The sequence below is a fragment of the Streptomyces sp. TRM64462 genome, from assembly GCF_013362995.1.
Classification (GTDB): domain Bacteria; phylum Actinomycetota; class Actinomycetes; order Streptomycetales; family Streptomycetaceae; genus Streptomyces.
Genome location: NZ_JABWDV010000459.1, coordinates 1 through 16,160, shown reverse-complemented (window position 1 = coordinate 16,160; position 16,160 = coordinate 1). Strand labels below are relative to the sequence as shown.

14 protein-coding genes are annotated in these 16,160 nt (G+C 71.0%); 6 read left to right on the top strand and 8 right to left on the bottom strand.

The window, feature by feature from the left end; genetic code table 11:
• Positions 1 to 14: 14 nt before the first annotated feature.
• The 6 genes from HTZ82_RS30160 to HTZ82_RS30140 form a co-directional block, all read right to left on the bottom strand.
• Positions 15 to 782: a methyltransferase gene (locus tag HTZ82_RS30160; protein ID WP_175412573.1), complete on the bottom strand. Its 768-nt coding sequence runs from the start codon at positions 780 to 782 to the stop codon at positions 15 to 17.
• A 40-nt stretch (positions 783 to 822) separates the two neighbouring features.
• Positions 823 to 1,566, bottom strand: coding sequence for an ATP-binding cassette domain-containing protein (locus HTZ82_RS32645; protein WP_309235782.1), 744 nt, complete (start codon positions 1,564 to 1,566; stop codon positions 823 to 825).
• 64 nt (positions 1,567 to 1,630) lie between these two features.
• A complete protein-coding gene (locus tag HTZ82_RS32640; RefSeq protein ID WP_254712217.1) occupies positions 1,631 to 2,392 on the bottom strand; it encodes an ATP-binding cassette domain-containing protein in 762 nt (253 codons plus the stop codon).
• Positions 2,389 to 3,192 (bottom strand): ABC transporter permease, encoded by an 804-nt coding sequence (locus HTZ82_RS30150; RefSeq protein ID WP_175412572.1) that lies wholly within the window; start codon positions 3,190 to 3,192, stop codon positions 2,389 to 2,391. Before HTZ82_RS30150 ends, HTZ82_RS32640 begins: the two co-directional genes overlap by 4 nt.
• A gap of 11 nt (positions 3,193 to 3,203) precedes the next feature.
• Positions 3,204 to 4,151 (bottom strand): ABC transporter permease, encoded by a 948-nt coding sequence (locus HTZ82_RS30145; protein WP_175412571.1) that lies wholly within the window; start codon positions 4,149 to 4,151, stop codon positions 3,204 to 3,206.
• A 2-nt stretch (positions 4,152 to 4,153) separates the two neighbouring features.
• On the bottom strand, positions 4,154 to 5,716 hold the full coding sequence (locus HTZ82_RS30140) for an ABC transporter substrate-binding protein (protein WP_175412570.1): 1,563 nt from the start codon (positions 5,714 to 5,716) through the stop codon (positions 4,154 to 4,156).
• A 312-nt stretch (positions 5,717 to 6,028) separates the two neighbouring features.
• Between HTZ82_RS30140 and HTZ82_RS30135 the strand changes: the two genes are divergently transcribed.
• Entirely contained in the window at positions 6,029 to 8,329 is a 2,301-nt protein-coding gene (locus tag HTZ82_RS30135) for an FdhF/YdeP family oxidoreductase (protein ID WP_175412569.1), read from the top strand.
• A gap of 150 nt (positions 8,330 to 8,479) precedes the next feature.
• On the opposite strand, the gene HTZ82_RS30130 is transcribed toward HTZ82_RS30135, so the two are convergent.
• Together HTZ82_RS30130 and HTZ82_RS30125 are read right to left on the bottom strand one after the other, a co-directional pair.
• Positions 8,480 to 9,544 (bottom strand): chorismate-binding protein, encoded by a 1,065-nt coding sequence (locus tag HTZ82_RS30130; RefSeq protein WP_175412630.1) that lies wholly within the window; start codon positions 9,542 to 9,544, stop codon positions 8,480 to 8,482.
• 190 nt (positions 9,545 to 9,734) lie between these two features.
• Positions 9,735 to 11,438: a BCCT family transporter gene (locus HTZ82_RS30125; protein WP_175412629.1), complete on the bottom strand. Its 1,704-nt coding sequence runs from the start codon at positions 11,436 to 11,438 to the stop codon at positions 9,735 to 9,737.
• A 354-nt stretch (positions 11,439 to 11,792) separates the two neighbouring features.
• On the opposite strand from HTZ82_RS30125, the gene HTZ82_RS30120 reads away from it, so the two are divergent.
• The 5 genes from HTZ82_RS30120 to HTZ82_RS30100 all read left to right on the top strand — a co-directional run.
• Positions 11,793 to 12,878, top strand: a complete 1,086-nt coding sequence (locus HTZ82_RS30120) for an S-(hydroxymethyl)mycothiol dehydrogenase (protein WP_175412568.1) — start codon at positions 11,793 to 11,795, stop codon at positions 12,876 to 12,878.
• A complete protein-coding gene (locus tag HTZ82_RS30115) occupies positions 12,878 to 13,507 on the top strand; it encodes an MBL fold metallo-hydrolase (RefSeq protein ID WP_175412567.1) in 630 nt (209 codons plus the stop codon). Before HTZ82_RS30120 ends, HTZ82_RS30115 begins: the two co-directional genes overlap by 1 nt.
• A gap of 224 nt (positions 13,508 to 13,731) precedes the next feature.
• On the top strand, positions 13,732 to 14,094 hold the full coding sequence (locus HTZ82_RS30110) for a bifunctional 3-phenylpropionate/cinnamic acid dioxygenase ferredoxin subunit (protein WP_175412628.1): 363 nt from the start codon (positions 13,732 to 13,734) through the stop codon (positions 14,092 to 14,094).
• Positions 14,091 to 15,254 (top strand): NAD(P)/FAD-dependent oxidoreductase, encoded by a 1,164-nt coding sequence (locus HTZ82_RS30105; RefSeq protein ID WP_175412566.1) that lies wholly within the window; start codon positions 14,091 to 14,093, stop codon positions 15,252 to 15,254. Before HTZ82_RS30110 ends, HTZ82_RS30105 begins: the two co-directional genes overlap by 4 nt.
• Before the next feature lie 130 nt (positions 15,255 to 15,384).
• Positions 15,385 to 16,160: aromatic ring-hydroxylating dioxygenase subunit alpha (locus HTZ82_RS30100; protein WP_175412565.1), on the top strand; the 776-nt coding region annotated here is incomplete at its 3' end.

Below are 16,160 nucleotides of genomic sequence, written 5' to 3'. Positions count from 1 at the left end.
CTCTCTCCTCCTGGTCAGGCGGCAGGACGGCGGTACAGCTTGAAGAAGTACGCCTGGCAGTTGTCGCCCTCCCAGGTCTGGCGGTGCAGGATCTCCGGCTGGAACCCGGCGTCGACGGCGTACGCGACGATGCGCCTGAGCTCCGAGGTGTTGGACACGATCAGGTAGATCTCGCCGTCGGGTGCGAGCAGGTCCCGGTCGACGATCTGGTCGAAGAAGCGGACGACGATCTCGGCGCCCACGCAGACGTTGCGGACCACCGTCGGGTCCTCGCTGGTCTGCACGCTCACCGCGGGCGGGTTGAAGGTGATCACGTCGAGGCGGGCGGAGGAGGGGAACTCCTCGAACAGGTTGGAGACCAGCGGGTGGAAGGCGGTGTCCGGGCGGTGTCCGACGATGCGCTCGTAGTGGGCGGTGGCCGTGGCGACGCTGTCCGGGTGGACGTCGGCGGCGTAGATCTCGCGGGCGCCGGCCGTGCCCGCGATCACGGCCTCGACGCCGAGGCCGACGCCCATGGCCGCGTACGACCGGCCTTTGAGCGGGATGGTGCCGTCCAGCAGCCGGTCGTGGACGATACGGCTCGTGTCGCCGGGCGTGAAGACGCCGGGCGGCAGGTCGAACGTCCAGCCGTTGTACGCGTAGCCGCGGTGGGTATGGATGTCGGACTTGGAGCTGTTGATGGCGAGGATCTCGTCCCGGGGCAGTGTCTCGGGCAGCGCGTCGAGCAGCGCCCGGGCGTCGGCCTGCGCGGCCGTGTCGCCTGCTGCGGTCCGGTCGGTCATGTGTCCTCCGTAGTCGGGGATGTGGTGGGTCGTGAGTCGTTCAGGCGCCGGAGACGGACGGGGCGGCCAGATCGGTGGCCTTGAGTGCCGTACCGAGATCCATGGCGCGTACGAGCTGCCGGGTGAGGGTGGCCCGGGGGGCACGCAGCACCTGCTGCGGCGTGCCGGTCTCGACGACGTGTCCGCTGTCGATGACGACGATGTGATGGGCGACGGCGGCGAGGAGTTCCAGGTCGTGGCTGACCCAGAGCAGCGCGGTGCCGTGCCGTTCGCGCAGGGCGGCGAGCTCGGCGAGGACCGCGTCGGTCGCGTCGGCGTCCAGGGCGGTGGTGATCTCGTCGCTGATCAGGACGTCGGGTTCGGCGAGTACGGCGCGGGCGAGCGCCGCACGTTGCAGTTCGCCTCCCGACAGGCCGCCCGGTCGGCGTGCGACGGTGTCGGCGGCGAGCCCGAGACGGTCCAGCATCCGGAGGGCCGCGTGCCTCGCCTCGTCGGGTGCGAGTCCCCGCAGCCGTACGGCGGTCCGGGCGACCTGTTCGGCGACCGGGCGCCGCTCGTCGAAGGAGGAGCGCACCTCCTGCCAGACGTACTGCACCCGCCGCTTCTGCTCGGCCGTGCGGCGGCGCAGCACCGGCAGCCGGGCGCCGTCCAGCAGCACGTCGCCGCGGTGGCGTTCGTGGAGTCCGGCGACGCAGCGGGCCAGGGTGGTCTTGCCGCTGCCGGACAGCCCGGCCACGCCCACGCAGGCCCCGGCCGGCAGTTGGACGTCGACCCCGTGCAGCACGGGGCCCCGCCGGCGGCTGTGCAGGTGCGCGGAGAGGTTCCGTACGTCGAGGACCGGCGGCCCGTCACCGGCGCGGGGGTGTGTGTCGCGCGGTGGCCACCTCGCGCCGGGCGGGCAGGGCGTCTACGGGGCTGCCCGACGCGGTCACGCGTCCGTGGTGCAGGACGACCACGTGGTCGGCCAGGGCCCGGACCAGGTCGTGGTCGTGGCTGAGGAGCAGGATCGCCAGTCCCGTGCGGGCGAGCTCCGCCAGCTCTCCGGCCAGCCGCATCCGGGTCACCGTGTCCAGGCCGGTGCTCGGCTCGTCGAGTACGAGCACCCGGGGGCGGCACACCAGCGTCTGGGCGAGTGCCACGCGCTGGCGCTGCCCGCCCGAGAACTGGTGCGGGAAGCGCCGCTCGGTGTCCCGGCCCGGCGGCAACTGGGCGCCGTTCAGCGCCTCCGCGACGGCTGCCGTACCGGCGGAGGCGGAGTGGTGCAGGCGGGCGAGCTCGGTGAGGACGGCTCCCGTGCGGCGGGCCGGGTTGAGGGCGCTGCCCGGGTGCTGGGGCATGTACGCGACCACCCGCCCGCGCAGCCCGGCGGCGGCCCGCGTGATGCCGTCCTCGTCCACGACGGTGACGCCGTCGGCCGACACACGGCCGGTCAGGCGCACCCCGGGACCGGCCTCACCGAGCAGGGCGAGGGCGGCCGTGGTCTTGCCGCTGCCGGACGGGCCGACGAGCGCGGTGACCCGGCCCTCGTGCAGGTCGAGGTCGACCGCGTCGAGGAGCACGGTGTCCCCGGCCCGCGCGGTCAGTCCGCGCACGGAGACGATCGGGGTCATCGGACGGCCTCCTGCGTACGGCGGGAGCGGGCGAGCCGGCGGTCGGCGAGCAGATTGAGCCCCACGGTGAACATGACGAGCATCAGGGCGGGCGCCAGTACGGCCCACGGCTGGAGGAGGAGGCCCTCGCGGCTGCGCGAGATGCTCACCGCCCAGTCGGGAGCCGTCGGATTCAGGCCCAGGCCCAGGAAGTTGGCCGAGCCGACGAGGAAGACGGCGAGGGTGACGCGGGTGCCGATGTCGGCGGCGACCGGGGAGAGCACCGAGCGTGCCACGTAGTCCAGTTGGATACGGAGCCGGGACTCGCCCTGCACCCGCAGTGCCTCGGCCACGGGACTGCTCGCCGCGTCCAGGGCCGCGGCCCGCACCACCCGTGCCACCGGCGGGACGTTGACGGCCGCGATCGCGAGGGTGATGGCGACGGGTGAGCCGCGCCAGCCCACCGCGATCACGCTGATCACGAGCAGCGTGGGCAGCGGCAGCAGCACATCGAGGGGGCGGATCAGCAGTTCGTCGACCCAGCGGCGGCGGGCCGTGGCGGCCAGCAGACCGATGAGTCCGCCGGCCAGGTACGCGACGGCGACCGCGCCGAGCGCCATGCCGAGCGCGGTGCGCCCGCCGTGCAGGAGCAGGGCGAGCACGTCACGCCCCAACCCGTCCGTCCCCAGCGGGTTCTCGCCCCCGCCGGGGGCGTACGGGGCGTACGCGCCCGGCGCGGCGGGACCGGCGACGAGCGGCCCGAAGAGGGCGGCACCCAGCGGCAGCGCCAGCAGCAGCGCGCCGACCGACACTCTGGGCATGGCCGCGGCCTTCACCGAAGGACCTCCGTTCGTGGGACGAGTCGATGGCAGACCAGATCCGCCACCAGGCTGAAGAGCAGGGCCGCCACCGCCACCACCAGGGCCAGGCCCTGCACGGTGGGCACGTCGCGGGCCTCCACGGCACGGACGAGGGCGGTCGCCACACCGGGGATCGCGAAGACCGCCTCGACGATCAGCACCCCGCCGACCAGGTTGTCGCCCACCCGGGCCAGTTCCTGGACCCCGGGCACGGCGGCGTTGGGCAGGACGTGGCGCAGCAGCAGCGTCCGGCGCGGCACGCCGAGGCGCCGCGCCTGGACGACGTAGTCCGCCCTGAGGACCGTCACCATGCCGGCCCGCACCTGCCGCGACAGCAGGCAGATCATGCGGGCCGCGACCACCGTGACCGGCAGGACCAGCAGCGCGGGCGTGACGAGGAGGTCCGCCGCGCCGACGCCGACCCAGGTCGCGGGCAGCCAGCCGAGCTTCAGCGACAGGCCGGCCACGAGCAGCAGCGCCAGCAGGAAGTCCGGTACGGCGTTGAGCGCGAGCGTCACGGACGTGACCGCCCGGTCCAGGCGCCCGCCCTCGCGCAGCCCGGAGGCGATGCCGAGCAGCACCGCGAGCGGCACGACGACCACGAGGGTCACCGCGGCCAGCACCAGGGTGGGGCCGGCCGAATCGGTCAGGATGTCCAGCACCGGGCCGCCGCTGACGAGCGAGGTGCCCAGGTCGCCGGTGAGCACGCCCTGCGCCCAGTCCGTGAAGCGTTCCAGGGCCGGCCGGTCCAGCTGGAGCTGCTCGCGCAGCGCCGCGACCTGCTCGGGCGTGGCGTCCTCGTTGTTGCGGACATCGGCCGCGTCACCGGGCAGCAGCGACGTCAAAGCGAACACCAGCACCGCGAGCAGGGCCAGTTGCAGGCTTCCGACAGCGAGCCGTTGCAGGGCGTACCCGCGCATGATCAGGCCAGCCACACCTTGTCGAAGCGGGCGGAGTCCAGGGTGTTGGGCGGGGCCTCCTTGACGCCGCGCACGCGGGAGGAGACGGCGTTCAGCCAGTCCGGGTGACCCCAGATCAGCAGACCGCCCTCCTCGTGGATGGTCCGCTGGAGCTGCCCGTACAGCTTGGTGCGCTCGGCCTCGTCCGTCGTGGACTGGGCCTTGGCGAAGGTCGCGTCGAAGTCCTCGCGGCGCCAGCCGGAGGCGTTGAAGGCGGACTTCGTCAGCAGACGGTCGTTGATGTAGGTGGGGACGGTCATGGCGCCCGAGCGGTGGCTGCCCATGACGCCCTTGGTCAGCTGGTCCTTGAAGTAGGTCTCCGATGAGCCGGTGGTGACCTTCACGCGCAGCCCGGCGTCGGCGGCCTGCTCGGCGAAGAGGGTGGCCGCCTCCACGAAGCCGTTGGCGACGGAGGAGGTGTAGATGGACAGCGGCTTGTTGAGCACGCCGGCCTTCTTCAACAGGGCGCGGGCTTCCTCGACATCGCGCTTCCGCTGCGGGATGTCCTGCGGGTAGTACTGGTAGCCCTTGCCGAACATGTCGTTGCCGACCACGCCCTGGCCCGCCAGGACGACCTCGACCAGCTTCTCCCGGTCGGCGAGCAGCTTGAAGGCCAGCGTCACGTCGGGGTTGCTGAAGGGCTCCTGGTCGCACTTCATGACGATGGCGTGGGCGGTGCTGCCCTTGGCGGCGATGATCCGGACCGACTTGTCGGCCTGTGCGGTACGGGCGAAGGTCGGCGTCATCTCGTAGCCGTACTCCGCCTCACCGGCGCGCAGCGCGTTGCCGCGCGCGTCGGCGTCGGCGGACAGGATCCGCAGCTCGTCCACGTACGCGCCGCCGTCCCAGTGGTCGTCGAAGCGCTCGGCGACGAAGGAGCGGCCGGCCTGGAAGGACTTCAGCCGGAAGGCTCCGGTGCCGATCGGCTTGGCGGGGTCGGAGTAGCGGGCGCTGACGATCGCCGTGCCCAAGGTGCCGAGCAGGGCCGGAAGTTCGGCGCTCGGTCGGCTCAGCTGGAGCTCGACGGTGTTCTTGCCGACACCCCGGCTCTTCTTCAGGTCGATGACCGACAGCAGGCCCTGCGCGAAGTGGTTGGTCGCCTTCGGGTCGAGGATGCGGCCGAAGCTGAACAGGACGTCCTCGGGAGTGAGGTTCTTCCCGTCGTGGAACGTGGCGTCCCGCAGGGTGAAGCGCCACACCGTCGCGTCGGCGTTGGCCTCCCACCTGTCGGCCAGCCTCGGCACCGGCGCCATGTTCCCGTCCAGCTCCACGAGCCGGTCGAACAGCGCCTTCGTACGCGCCATGTCGATGGCCAGGGCCTCGGCGTGCGGGTCGATCGTCTCCGCCTCGCCGCCCCCGGTGAACAGCGCCCGAAGCTGCCCGCCGCGCTTGGGTTCCGCCTTGCCGTCCGCCGAGCCGCTGCTGGTGCCGGAGCCGGCCCCGCAGCCGGTGAGGACCAGGGCCCCGGCTGTGCCGGCCGTGCCGGCCAGGGCGAGAAATTCTCGGCGGTTACGGAATGTCGACATGCTGCTCCCAGGAATCACGTGGCGTGGTCCCCGCACCCAGGCCGCAGGACGGGGCGGCGGGTGCGGGGCTTCGTCAGCATCCTGTAAATGAAAATGATTGTCAATATTGTTTGACGCGCGCCGTCCGGGGTCCCGATGGGGGCTCACCGCGCAGGCCGGTCCTTCGTCGGAGCCTGGTGCAGGCTCGGTCTTGACAGGGGGCTGCTCTGGAGCTTCCCTTTTCATGTTGCGTATCACGCTACCGTTGTGTGATGCGCAACTATTGGTCACGGTATGGCTCTGATGTCCCTACACCGCGGAGTAGTGCTACAGATGACTCGCAAGCCACCTGTCGAGGACCCCGGCGACAGCCGTCTGAGGGTCGAGCCCCCGAAGGAGTACGCCGCGGGCATCCCCGCCGTGACGTCCTCGCTGAAGCACGCTGGCGAGCAGATGGGGGCCCGCCGCAGCCTGCTCACTCTGCTCCGGGTCAATCAGAAGGAGGGCTTCGACTGCCCCGGCTGCGCCTGGCCCGAGCCGGAGCACCGGCACAAGGCGGAGTTCTGTGAGAACGGCGCCAAGGCCGTGGCCGAGGAGGCCACCGTTCGCCGGGTCACCCCGGACTTCTTCGCCGAGAACTCCCTGGAGGATCTGCTGCCCCGTACCGACTACTGGCTCGGGCAGCAAGGCCGCCTCACCCGCCCCATGTACCGCCCGGCCGGCGCCGACCGCTACGAGCCCATCTCCTGGGACGACGCGTTCGCCGTGATCGCCCGCGAACTCGCCGCGCTCGACCACCCCGGCCAGGCCGCCTTCTACACCTCCGGACGGGCGAGCAACGAGGCCGCGTTCCTCTATCAGCTCTTCGTCCGGGGCTTCGGCACCAACAACCTGCCGGACTGCTCCAACATGTGCCACGAGTCGAGCGGTTCGGCGCTGACGGAGACCATCGGCATCGGTAAGGGGAGTGTGCGTCTGGAGGACCTGTACGAGGCCGATCTCATCCTCGTGGTCGGCCAGAACCCCGGCACCAACCACCCCCGCATGCTCTCCGCGCTGGAGAAGGCCAAGCGGAGGGGCGCCCGCGTCATCGCGGTCAACCCGCTGCCCGAGGCCGGCCTGCTGCGGTTCAAGAACCCCCAGCGGGCTTCCGGCATCATCGGAGGCGGTACCCGGCTCGCGGATCAGTTCCTGCAGATCAGGCTGGGTGGGGACCAGGCGCTGTTCCAGGCCTTCAACCGCATGCTGCTGGAGGCGGAGGACGCGGCACCCGGCACCTGCCTGGACGCCTCCTTCATCGAGCGGTACACCCACGGCTTCGAGGACTTCGCCGAGCAGGCCCGCAAGGCCTCCTGGGAGGAGATCCTGGAGGCCACCGGTCTGCCCGAGGAGGAGATCCGGGCCGCCTTCCGCCAGGTGCTGGCCGCCGAGAAGATCGTCGTCTGCTGGGCGATGGGACTCACCCAGCACAAGCACTCCGTGCCCACCATCCGGGACGTCGTCAACTTCCTTCTGCTCCGCGGCAACATCGGCCGCCCGGGCGCCGGCCTGTGCCCGGTGCGCGGCCATTCCAACGTGCAGGGCGACCGCACGATGGGCATCTACGAGAAGCCCGACGACGCGTTCCTGGACGCGCTCGGCGCCCAGTTCGCGTTCACGCCGCCGCGGCACCACGGTCACGACGCGGTGGAGACCATCCGCGCCATGCGCGACGGAGACGTACGGATCTTCGTCGCGCTCGGCGGCAACTTCGTCGCCGCGGCCCCCGACACCGAGCTGACCGAGCAGGCGCTCCGCAACTGCCGCCTCACCGTCCAGATCTCGACCAAGCTCAACCGCTCGCACGTCATCGCCGGGGAGCAGGCCCTCATCCTCCCGTGCCTCGGCCGGACTGAGGCCGACCTGCGGCCGAGCGGGCCTCAGCAGGTGACGGTGGAGGACTCCATGGGCATGGTGCACCTTTCGCAGGGGCGGCTCGCCCCCGCGTCCGAGCATCTGCTGAGCGAGGTCGCGATCATCTGCCGTATGGCGCGGGCCGCCCTCGGGGAGGCAGGCCCACAGGTGCCGTGGGAGGACTTCGAGGCGGACTACGACCGCATCCGTGACCGCATCGAGCGCGTGATCCCCGGCTTCGAGGACTTCAACGCCCGGGTACGGCTGCCGGGCGGTTTCGCCCTGCCCCACCCGCCCCGCGACGAGCGCCGGTTCACGACCGCGACGGGCCTGGCCAACTTCACCGTGAACCCACTGGAGTTCCCGCGCGTCCCGGAGGGCCGCCTGCTGCTGCAGACGCTGCGCTCGCACGACCAGTACAACACCACCATCTACGGACTGGACGACCGCTATCGCGGGATCCATCAGGGGCGCCGGGTGCTGTTCGTGCACCAGGGCGACCTCGCCGCGCGTGGTCTGGCCGACGGAGACCTCGTCGACATCGTCAGTGAGTACGAGGACGGGGTGGAGCGGAGGGCACCCGGCTTCCGCACCGTCGCATACCCGACGCCCCGTGGCTGCTGCGCGGCGTACTTCCCGGAGACCAACGTCCTGGTGCCGCTGGACTCGACGGCGGCGATCAGCAACACCCCCACGTCCAAGTCGATCGTGGTCCGGCTGGAACCGGCTGCCGGAGTGTGACCCGCCACCCGGGGCCGTGCCCACCAAGCCCGGGTGGTCGCGACGGCCCCGACGGCGGCGCCGAGATCGCCGTCTTCCACAAGGGCCACCGTGGGCCCTGTCGTCACGACGAGGCACCCGGCCCCATTGGTGGACGCGTCGACGAGGGATTCAGCTGCCGCTGACGTCGGCCCCGCACGCCACCGTGAGCAGCCGGGACGCCTTGAGTTCGGTCTCGTCCCACTCGCGCTCGGGGTCCGAGCCCCAGGTGATGCCCGCGCCGGTGCCGAAGCGCAGCACGGGGCCGGCGATCGCCGGCCGGTCGATCCAGAAGGTGCGGATGCCGACGGCCAGCTCGCCGGTGCCACGGTCGGCGTCGACCCAGCCGATGCCGCCGCAGTACGGGCCGCGGGGTGCGGTTTCGAGGGCCGCGATGACGCGGAGCGCGCTCGGCTTGGGGGCACCGCTGACGGAGCCGGGCGGGAAGGTGGCCGCCAACAGCTCTGGCCAGCCCGCGCCCTCGGCGAGCTCGCCGCGCACAGCGGAGACCAGGTGCACCAGGCCGGGATGCTGTTCGACCGCGCACAGCGCGGGGACCGTCACCGAGCCCGCGGCACAGACACGGCCCAGGTCGTTGCGGACCAGGTCCACGATCATCACGTTCTCGGCGCGGTCCTTCTCCGACAGGTCGGCCGCCGTCCGTCCGGTGCCCTTGATCGGCCCGGACTCCACGAGCCGCCCGGCGCGGCGCAGGAACAGCTCGGGCGAGGCGGTGGCCACCTCCACGCCGTGGGCGGGCAGCCGCACCGTACCCGCGTACGGGGCCGGGTTGCCCCGGGCCAGCAACGCGGTCAGCGCGTCCACGTCGGCGGGCAGTCCCTCAGGCTCGGGCAGCGGCGCGGTCAACACCCGGCAGAGGTTGGCCTGGTAGACCTCGCCGGCCGCGATGCGCTCGCGGATGCGCCGTACGCCCGCGGTGTACGCGGCGCGGTCGAGCGAGGAGGTCCAGTCACCGGCGGCGGGCCCGCGCCAGGCGCCGGTCCGTGGGGCGGGGACGGGCTCGCGCCGTACATCCCCGAAGCGGGCGCAGACCAGTCGGCCCTCGAAGCCCGCGACCACCGCCCAGAAGCCGGTCGAATCCAGGGCCGCGGGGTCGCTGGTGACATCCCGCAGATCAGTGGCGACGAGGTCGCCGAAGCGGGCGAGGGGAGACAGCTGCTGTGCGCCGCCGCGCACACCGGCGTGGTCCGCGTGTCGTGCGGAGCGGGAACCGAGCACGCACTTCCTCCTTCGGATCGGAGGGATCGGAGGGATCGGAGGGAACGCAGGAGCTGAGGAGCTGAGGAGCTGAGGAGCGTAGGCCTCCTGGAGCACCGCTCCAGGAGGCCTACCGGGGCTGACGACTGCGCGTATGCGGCGTCTGCCGCTACGGGATGGGCGCGTCCACCGGGCCGCTCTTGGCGCCGTTCGACGGAGCCCCGTTCTCCAGGCCCTCCTCGATCGCCGTGACGGCCCGGTCGACGAGCCGTTCCTCCTGCTTCTTCCGCTGAGCGGCCAGATAGGCGTGGTGTTCGCGGCGGAAGGACTTGGCCGTGGCGAGACACATCCCGATCATCACCAGGCTGAAGGGCAGCGCCGTGATGATCGCCGCCGTCTGCAGCGTGGACAGCGACGACGTTCCCGTGCCGCTGGCGACGAGGAGTGCGATGGCCACGGCTCCCTCGGCGGCGCACCAGAACACGCGGCTCCATTTCGGCGGGTCCGGGTTGCCACCGGAGGCCAGCACGTCGACCACATAGCTGCCGGAGTCGGAGGAGGTGACGAAGAACAGCACGATGAGCAGGATCGCCGCCCCGGCGACGAACGCGCCGCCCGGCAGGGTGTCGAGCAGTTGGAAGAGCGCGCTGTCCGTACCGACCGCGCCGTCCGCGCCCACCAGGCCGCCGCCACCGACTGTCTCGCGGTGGATCGCCGAGCCGCCGAAGACGGCGAACCAGAAGAAGGTCAGCAGAGTCGGTACCAGCAGCACGCCCGTCACGAACTCACGAACGGTCCGGCCGCGGGAGATACGGGCGATGAAGACGCCGACGAACGGAGCCCAGGAGATCCACCAGCCCCAGTAGAAGACCGTCCAGCCGTTGACCCACGCGGTGCCTTCCGCACCCTGACTGGCGCCGGTCTCGAAGCTCAGCGCGAGGAGGTTCTGCAGATACGCGCCGATGTCCTCGACGAAGCCGTTGAGGATGAACAGCGTCGGGCCCGCGACGAGGACGAACACCATCAGCGCGCCGGCCAGGCCCATGTTGATGTTCGACAGCCACTTGATGCCCTTGCCGACGCCCGTGACCACGGAGATGGTGGCGAGCAGGGTGATGCCGATGATGAGGACGATGCGCAGGGGTGTGCCGGTGGCGGTCACCCACCCCTGGAAGCCGAGCCCCGACGAGATCTGCAGGACGCCGAAGCCGAGCGAGGTGGCCACGCCGAAGACCGTGCCGACGATGGCGACGGTGTCGATGGCGTCGCCCCAGGCGCCCTTGACCCTGTCGCCGAAGAGTGGCTCCAGAGCCCAGCGGATCGAGATGGGACGGTTCTTGCGGTGCACGGCATAGGCGACGGCGAGGCCGACCACGACGTAGATGGCCCAGGGGTGGATTCCCCAGTGCAGGAACGTCTGCACCATGGCGAACTCGCTCCGCGCGGCCTCGCCCTCGCCGACGCCCGGCCTCGGGGAGACGAAGTGGTTCAACGGCTCGGCGACACCCCAGAAGACGAGCCCGATACCCATACCCGCGGCGAACAGCATCGCCAGCCACGAGGCCATGCTGAACTCGGGCCGCTCGTCGTCCTTGCCGAGCCTGATGTCACCGAAGCGGCCGATCCCGGCCCAGAGGGCGAAGATCACAAAGAGCGAGACAAGGGCGGTGTAGTACCACCCGAGGCCACTGATGATCTCCTCCTGCACCGTACTGATGACGTCCTGTGCGGAGTTCTTGAAGAGCGTGGCGTAGAGCACGAAGGCAACGATGATGATCGCGGACGGCCAGAAGACACGCGGTGCGATCGACGTCGAGGGGAAGCGGGTCCCCGATTTCTCTTGATCCGAGGTGTCACCTGGCGATTTCGCCATCTGGGGAGCTGCCATGCTCTCTTTCCTTCGTTCGTCGGGCTGGGGCATGGTCGGTCGGACCGCCTGGTGCTGTGGCGGTGCAGGATCGGAGGCGTGTTGCGTAATAGGCAATTGTTCGCTGTTGGCGCAACAGCGAACACCCCTTGTGTCCCGCCGTCAAGCCCTCCCGTACCGGCCGTCGGGCTCTCGATCGGCATCGGAATCGATCTGTGACATATGGGGTGGCGGCTGCTGTCGCGGTTGAGTCCTTGACCCCTGGTCGGCACTCCAGGATGCTGTAGTGCGTTGCGGAGCATGAGATGCGTGCCGTAATGAGCAACATCTGATCAGACTCGTATCAGCCGAGGAGTGGCCATGACGCACCAGGTCCGTGCTGTCGTCGCGCGGGGCAAGGGCGCCCCCGTCAGCCTGGAGACGATCATCGTGCCCGACCCGGGTCCGGGTGAGGCGCTGGTGAAGATCGAGGCCTGCGGGGTCTGCCACACCGATCTGCACTATCGCGAGGGCGGGATCAACGACGACTTCCCGTTCCTGTTGGGCCACGAGGCCGCGGGCGTGGTGGAGTCGGTGGGGGAGGGGGTCACCGATGTCGCCCCTGGCGACTTCGTCGTCCTCAACTGGCGTGCGGTGTGCGGTCAGTGCAGGGCCTGTCTGCGCGGGCGGCCGTGGTACTGCTTCGACACCCACAACGCCAAGCAGAAGATGACCTTGCTGGACGGCACCGAGCTCTCGCCGGCGCTGGGCATCGGCGCGTTCGCGGAGAAGACGCTGGTCGCGGCCGGGCAGTGCACGAAGGTCGACCAGACCGCGTCGGCCGCCGCCGCCGGGCTGCTCGGCTGCGGCGTGATGGCGGGCATCGGCGCGGCCATCAACACCGGGAACGTCGGCCGGGGCGACTCGGTCGCCGTCATCGGCTGTGGTGGTGTCGGGGCCGCGGCGATCGCCGGGTCGCACCTCGCGGGCGCGGCGAAGATCATCGCCGTGGACATCGACGACCGTAAGCTGGCGACCGCCAGGAAGCTGGGCGCGACCCACACCGTCAACTCCAAGGACGCCGACGCCGTCGAGGCGATCCGCGAGCTGACCGGCGGCTTCGGCGCCGACGTCGTCATCGAGGCGGTCGGTCGCCCGGAGACGTACAAGCAGGCCTTCTATGCCCGCGACCTCGCCGGCACGGTCGTCCTGGTCGGCGTGCCCACCCCGGAGATGAAGCTCGAACTGCCCCTGCTGGACGTCTTCGGGCGCGGCGGCGCGCTCAAGTCCTCCTGGTACGGCGACTGCCTGCCGAGCAGGGACTTCCCGATGCTCGTCGACCTCTATCTCCAGGGCCGGCTGGACCTGGACGCCTTCGTCACGGAGACCATCGCGCTCGATGAGGTCGAGAAGGCCTTCGAGCGGATGCATCACGGCGACGTGCTGCGCTCGGTGGTGGTCCTGTGATGGCCGCCCGCATCGACCACCTCGTCACCTCGGGGCAGTTCTCGCTGGACGGCGGCACCTGGGACGTCGACAACAACGTGTGGATCGTCGGCGACGACACCGAGGCGATCGTCATCGACGCGGCGCACGACGCCGGCGCCATCGCCGCGGCCGTCGGCGGGCGCACCCTGCGCGCCATCGTGTGCACGCACGCGCACAACGACCACATCGACGCCGCGCCCGAACTCGCCGAGCGCACGGGTGCCCCGGTCCTCCTCCACCCGGACGACCTGCCGTTGTGGAAGCAGACCCACCCCGGCAGGGCGCCGGACGCCGAACTGACCGACGGTCAGGTCGTCGCGGTGGCCGGCATCGAGCTGACCGTACTGCACACCCCCGGCCACGCCCCCGGCGCGGTCTGCCTGTACGCCCCGGCCCTGGCGGCGCTCTTCAGCGGTGACACGCTGTTCGCCGGCGGACCTGGGGCGACAGGGCGGTCGTACAGCCACTTCCCCACCATCATCGAGTCCATCCGGGACCGGCTGCTGACGCTGCCGGGAGAAACCGTCGTGCACACCGGACACGGGGACACGACCACCGTCGCCGCCGAGGCCCCGCACCTTCAGGAGTGGCTCGACCGCGGCTTCTGACGCCCCCGGCGCCCCTCGCACGCCCGCCCTCGGCTCGCTTCCACGGTGAGCCGAGCGGCGGGCCGTTGTTGTTCCATGTGAATTGCGTTCTCTACTGCGCAACGGCGCGCGACGGGAAAACCGGGCTCGGCGCGGCCCCTGAACGCCTTGACAGGGGTTCCGGGGCGACCTCAGACTGATGTTGCGCTCACTGCAATCCGTTTCGTTATACGCACCGAGGTGTGATGATGATTCCCGCGTGCCGTCTCGAGGATCTCCCCCGAGGCGAGGCCTACCGGCTCGACATCGATCCGCCGGTCTCGGTGTTCCACACCGACGACGGCGAGCTCTTCGCCATCGACGACACGTGCACCCACCAGGACGCGTCGCTCGCCGACGGCTGGCTGGAGGGCTGCGAGGTGGAATGCCCGCTGCATGCTTCCAAGTTCGACCTGAGGACCGGCGCGGTCGACGCCCCGCCGGCCAAGCTCCCGGTCCGGACGCACGAGGTCGTCGTCGAGGACGGCGTGATCCACGTCCGGCTGTCCACGGACGCGCCCAACCTGCCGCCCTGCGTCGCAGCCCGGCTCGCCGGAGGTCCCGCGTGAGGACCGTCGCCGTGGTCGGCGCCTCGCTGGCCGGACTGTCGGCGGCGCGCTCACTGCGCAAGCAGGGCTACGACGGCCGGCTGGTCGTCATCGGGGACGAGCCCCACCGCCCTTACGACAGGCCCCCGTTGTCCAAGGAGTTCCTGGCCGGCACGCTCGGCGAGGCCGACCTGGCCCTGGAGACGGACGACGAGGACCTCGGGGCCCAGTGGCTGCTCGGCGTCCGGGCCGCCGGACTCGACCACGCACGGCGTGTCATCCGGCTCGCCGACGGACGGGAGGTACCGGCGGACGGCGTCGTCATCGCGACCGGCGCCGCGGCGCGCACTCTCCCCGGCGCCGAAGGCCTGGCCGGAGTGCACACCCTGCGCACCCTGGACGACGCCCGCGCGCTGCGCGACGGACTGGCCCGTGGAGGACGGCTGGTGGTGATCGGCGGAGGCTTCATCGGAGCCGAGGTCGCCTCCACCGCGTACGCCCTCGGACTCGACGTCACCGTCGTGGAGGCCGCCCGCACGCCGCTCGCCGGGCCGCTCGGCGAGACCATGGGCGCCGTCGTCTCCGGCCTCCACGCCGACCACGGCGTACGGCTCGAGTGCGGCGTGGGTGTCAAGGGCCTGAGCGGGGAGACCCGCGTCGACGCCGTCCTGCTGGAGGACGGGCGCACCCTCCCCGCCGACATCGTCGTCGTCGGTGTGGGCGCACGCCCGTGCGTCGAGTGGCTGGAGGGCTCCCGCATCGCCCTCGACAACGGCGTCAAGTGCGGCGCCGACGGCCGCACCAGCCTGGCCGGCGTGGTCGCGGTCGGCGACTGCGCCAACTGGTACGACCCGCGCGCGGGCCGTCATCTCCGCGTCGAGCACTGGACCGGCGCGCGCGAGCGGCCCGACGCCGCGATCGCCACGCTGCTGGCGGGCGGCGCGATCGAGCCGGGTGTGCCCCGGCCGCCGTACTTCTGGTCCGACCAGTACGGAGTGAAGATCCAGTTCGCCGGTCACGCGGCCGGCGCGGACAGCGTCACCATCGAGGCGGGCGCCGCGGACGACCGCGACATCCTCGCCGTCTACCGGCGGGCCGGGAATCCGGTCGCCGTGCTCGGGATGAACCAGCCGCGGTTGTTCATGCGCCGGCGCAAGCAACTCGCCGGCACCGCGTCTTGATGCCGTCCCCGTGGCGTCCCATGCCGCGGCCGCACATCGCACGCAACGTTGCTCCCTGTACGACGCCGTCCGGAGTCGCTCCTCCCGGCGCGTGAATGACCCCTCCACGACGTTCTCCGAGGAGTGCACCGTGACCTCGACCAGCCTGCCGGACAGCCTGATCGCCACTCTCCCCGGCTCTTCCTACACGGACCCGGGGATCTTCGCCCAGGAGCAGGAGCGCATATTCGAGACCATGTGGTTCTGCGTGGCGCGCGCCTCCGAGCTGGCGAAACCCGGTGCCTTCCGCACCGTCGACGTGGGCCGTGAGAACATCCTCGTCACCCGGACGAGGGACAACGGCATCCGTGCGTACTTCAATGTGTGCCGGCACCGCGGTGCCAAGCTCCGCACCGAGGAGACCGGCGAGGTGAAACGGGCCTTCCAGTGCCCGTACCACGCCTGGACGTACGACCTGAACGGCAAGCTCGTCGCGGCGCCCAACCTCACCAAGATGCCCGACGTGGGCCGCAGCGAGTACGGCCTGGTGAGCGTGGCCGTGCGCGAGTGGCTCGGCTATGTCTGGGTCTGTCTCGCGGAGAACCCGTCCTCCTTCGAGGAGGACGTCATCGGCGAGATCGTCGCCCGCCTCGGTGACGTCGAGTCGATCGAGCGCTACGGCATCGAGAACCTCTCCGTCGGCAAGCGGATCACCTACGACGTGAAGGCGAACTGGAAGCTCATCATCGAGAACTTCATGGAGTGCTACCACTGCGCCACGATTCACCCCGAACTCACCGAGGTGCTCCCTGAGTTCGCGGACGGATACGCCGCCCAGTACTACGTGGGTCACGGCGCGGAGTTCGGTGAGGACGTCCAGGGCTTCACCGTCGACGGCTCCGAGGGCCTGGACCGCATCCCGGGCGT

Excerpts from the sequence above, each read along its gene's own strand:
- HTZ82_RS30160 (WP_175412573.1), bottom strand. The coding sequence starts at position 782 with ATGACCGACCGGACCGCAGCAGGCGACACGGCCGCGCAGGCCGACGCC.
- HTZ82_RS32640 (WP_254712217.1), bottom strand. The coding sequence starts at position 2,392 with ATGACCCCGATCGTCTCCGTGCGCGGACTGACCGCGCGGGCCGGGGAC.
- HTZ82_RS30150 (WP_175412572.1), bottom strand. The coding sequence starts at position 3,192 with ATGCCCAGAGTGTCGGTCGGCGCGCTGCTGCTGGCGCTGCCGCTGGGT.
- HTZ82_RS30145 (WP_175412571.1), bottom strand. The coding sequence starts at position 4,151 with ATGCGCGGGTACGCCCTGCAACGGCTCGCTGTCGGAAGCCTGCAACTG.
- HTZ82_RS30140 (WP_175412570.1), bottom strand. The coding sequence starts at position 5,716 with ATGTCGACATTCCGTAACCGCCGAGAATTTCTCGCCCTGGCCGGCACG.
- HTZ82_RS30135 (WP_175412569.1), top strand. The coding sequence starts at position 6,029 with ATGACTCGCAAGCCACCTGTCGAGGACCCCGGCGACAGCCGTCTGAGG.
- HTZ82_RS30125 (WP_175412629.1), bottom strand. The coding sequence starts at position 11,438 with ATGGCGAAATCGCCAGGTGACACCTCGGATCAAGAGAAATCGGGGACC.
- HTZ82_RS30120 (WP_175412568.1), top strand. The coding sequence starts at position 11,793 with ATGACGCACCAGGTCCGTGCTGTCGTCGCGCGGGGCAAGGGCGCCCCC.
- HTZ82_RS30115 (WP_175412567.1), top strand. The coding sequence starts at position 12,878 with ATGGCCGCCCGCATCGACCACCTCGTCACCTCGGGGCAGTTCTCGCTG.
- HTZ82_RS30110 (WP_175412628.1), top strand. The coding sequence starts at position 13,732 with ATGATGATTCCCGCGTGCCGTCTCGAGGATCTCCCCCGAGGCGAGGCC.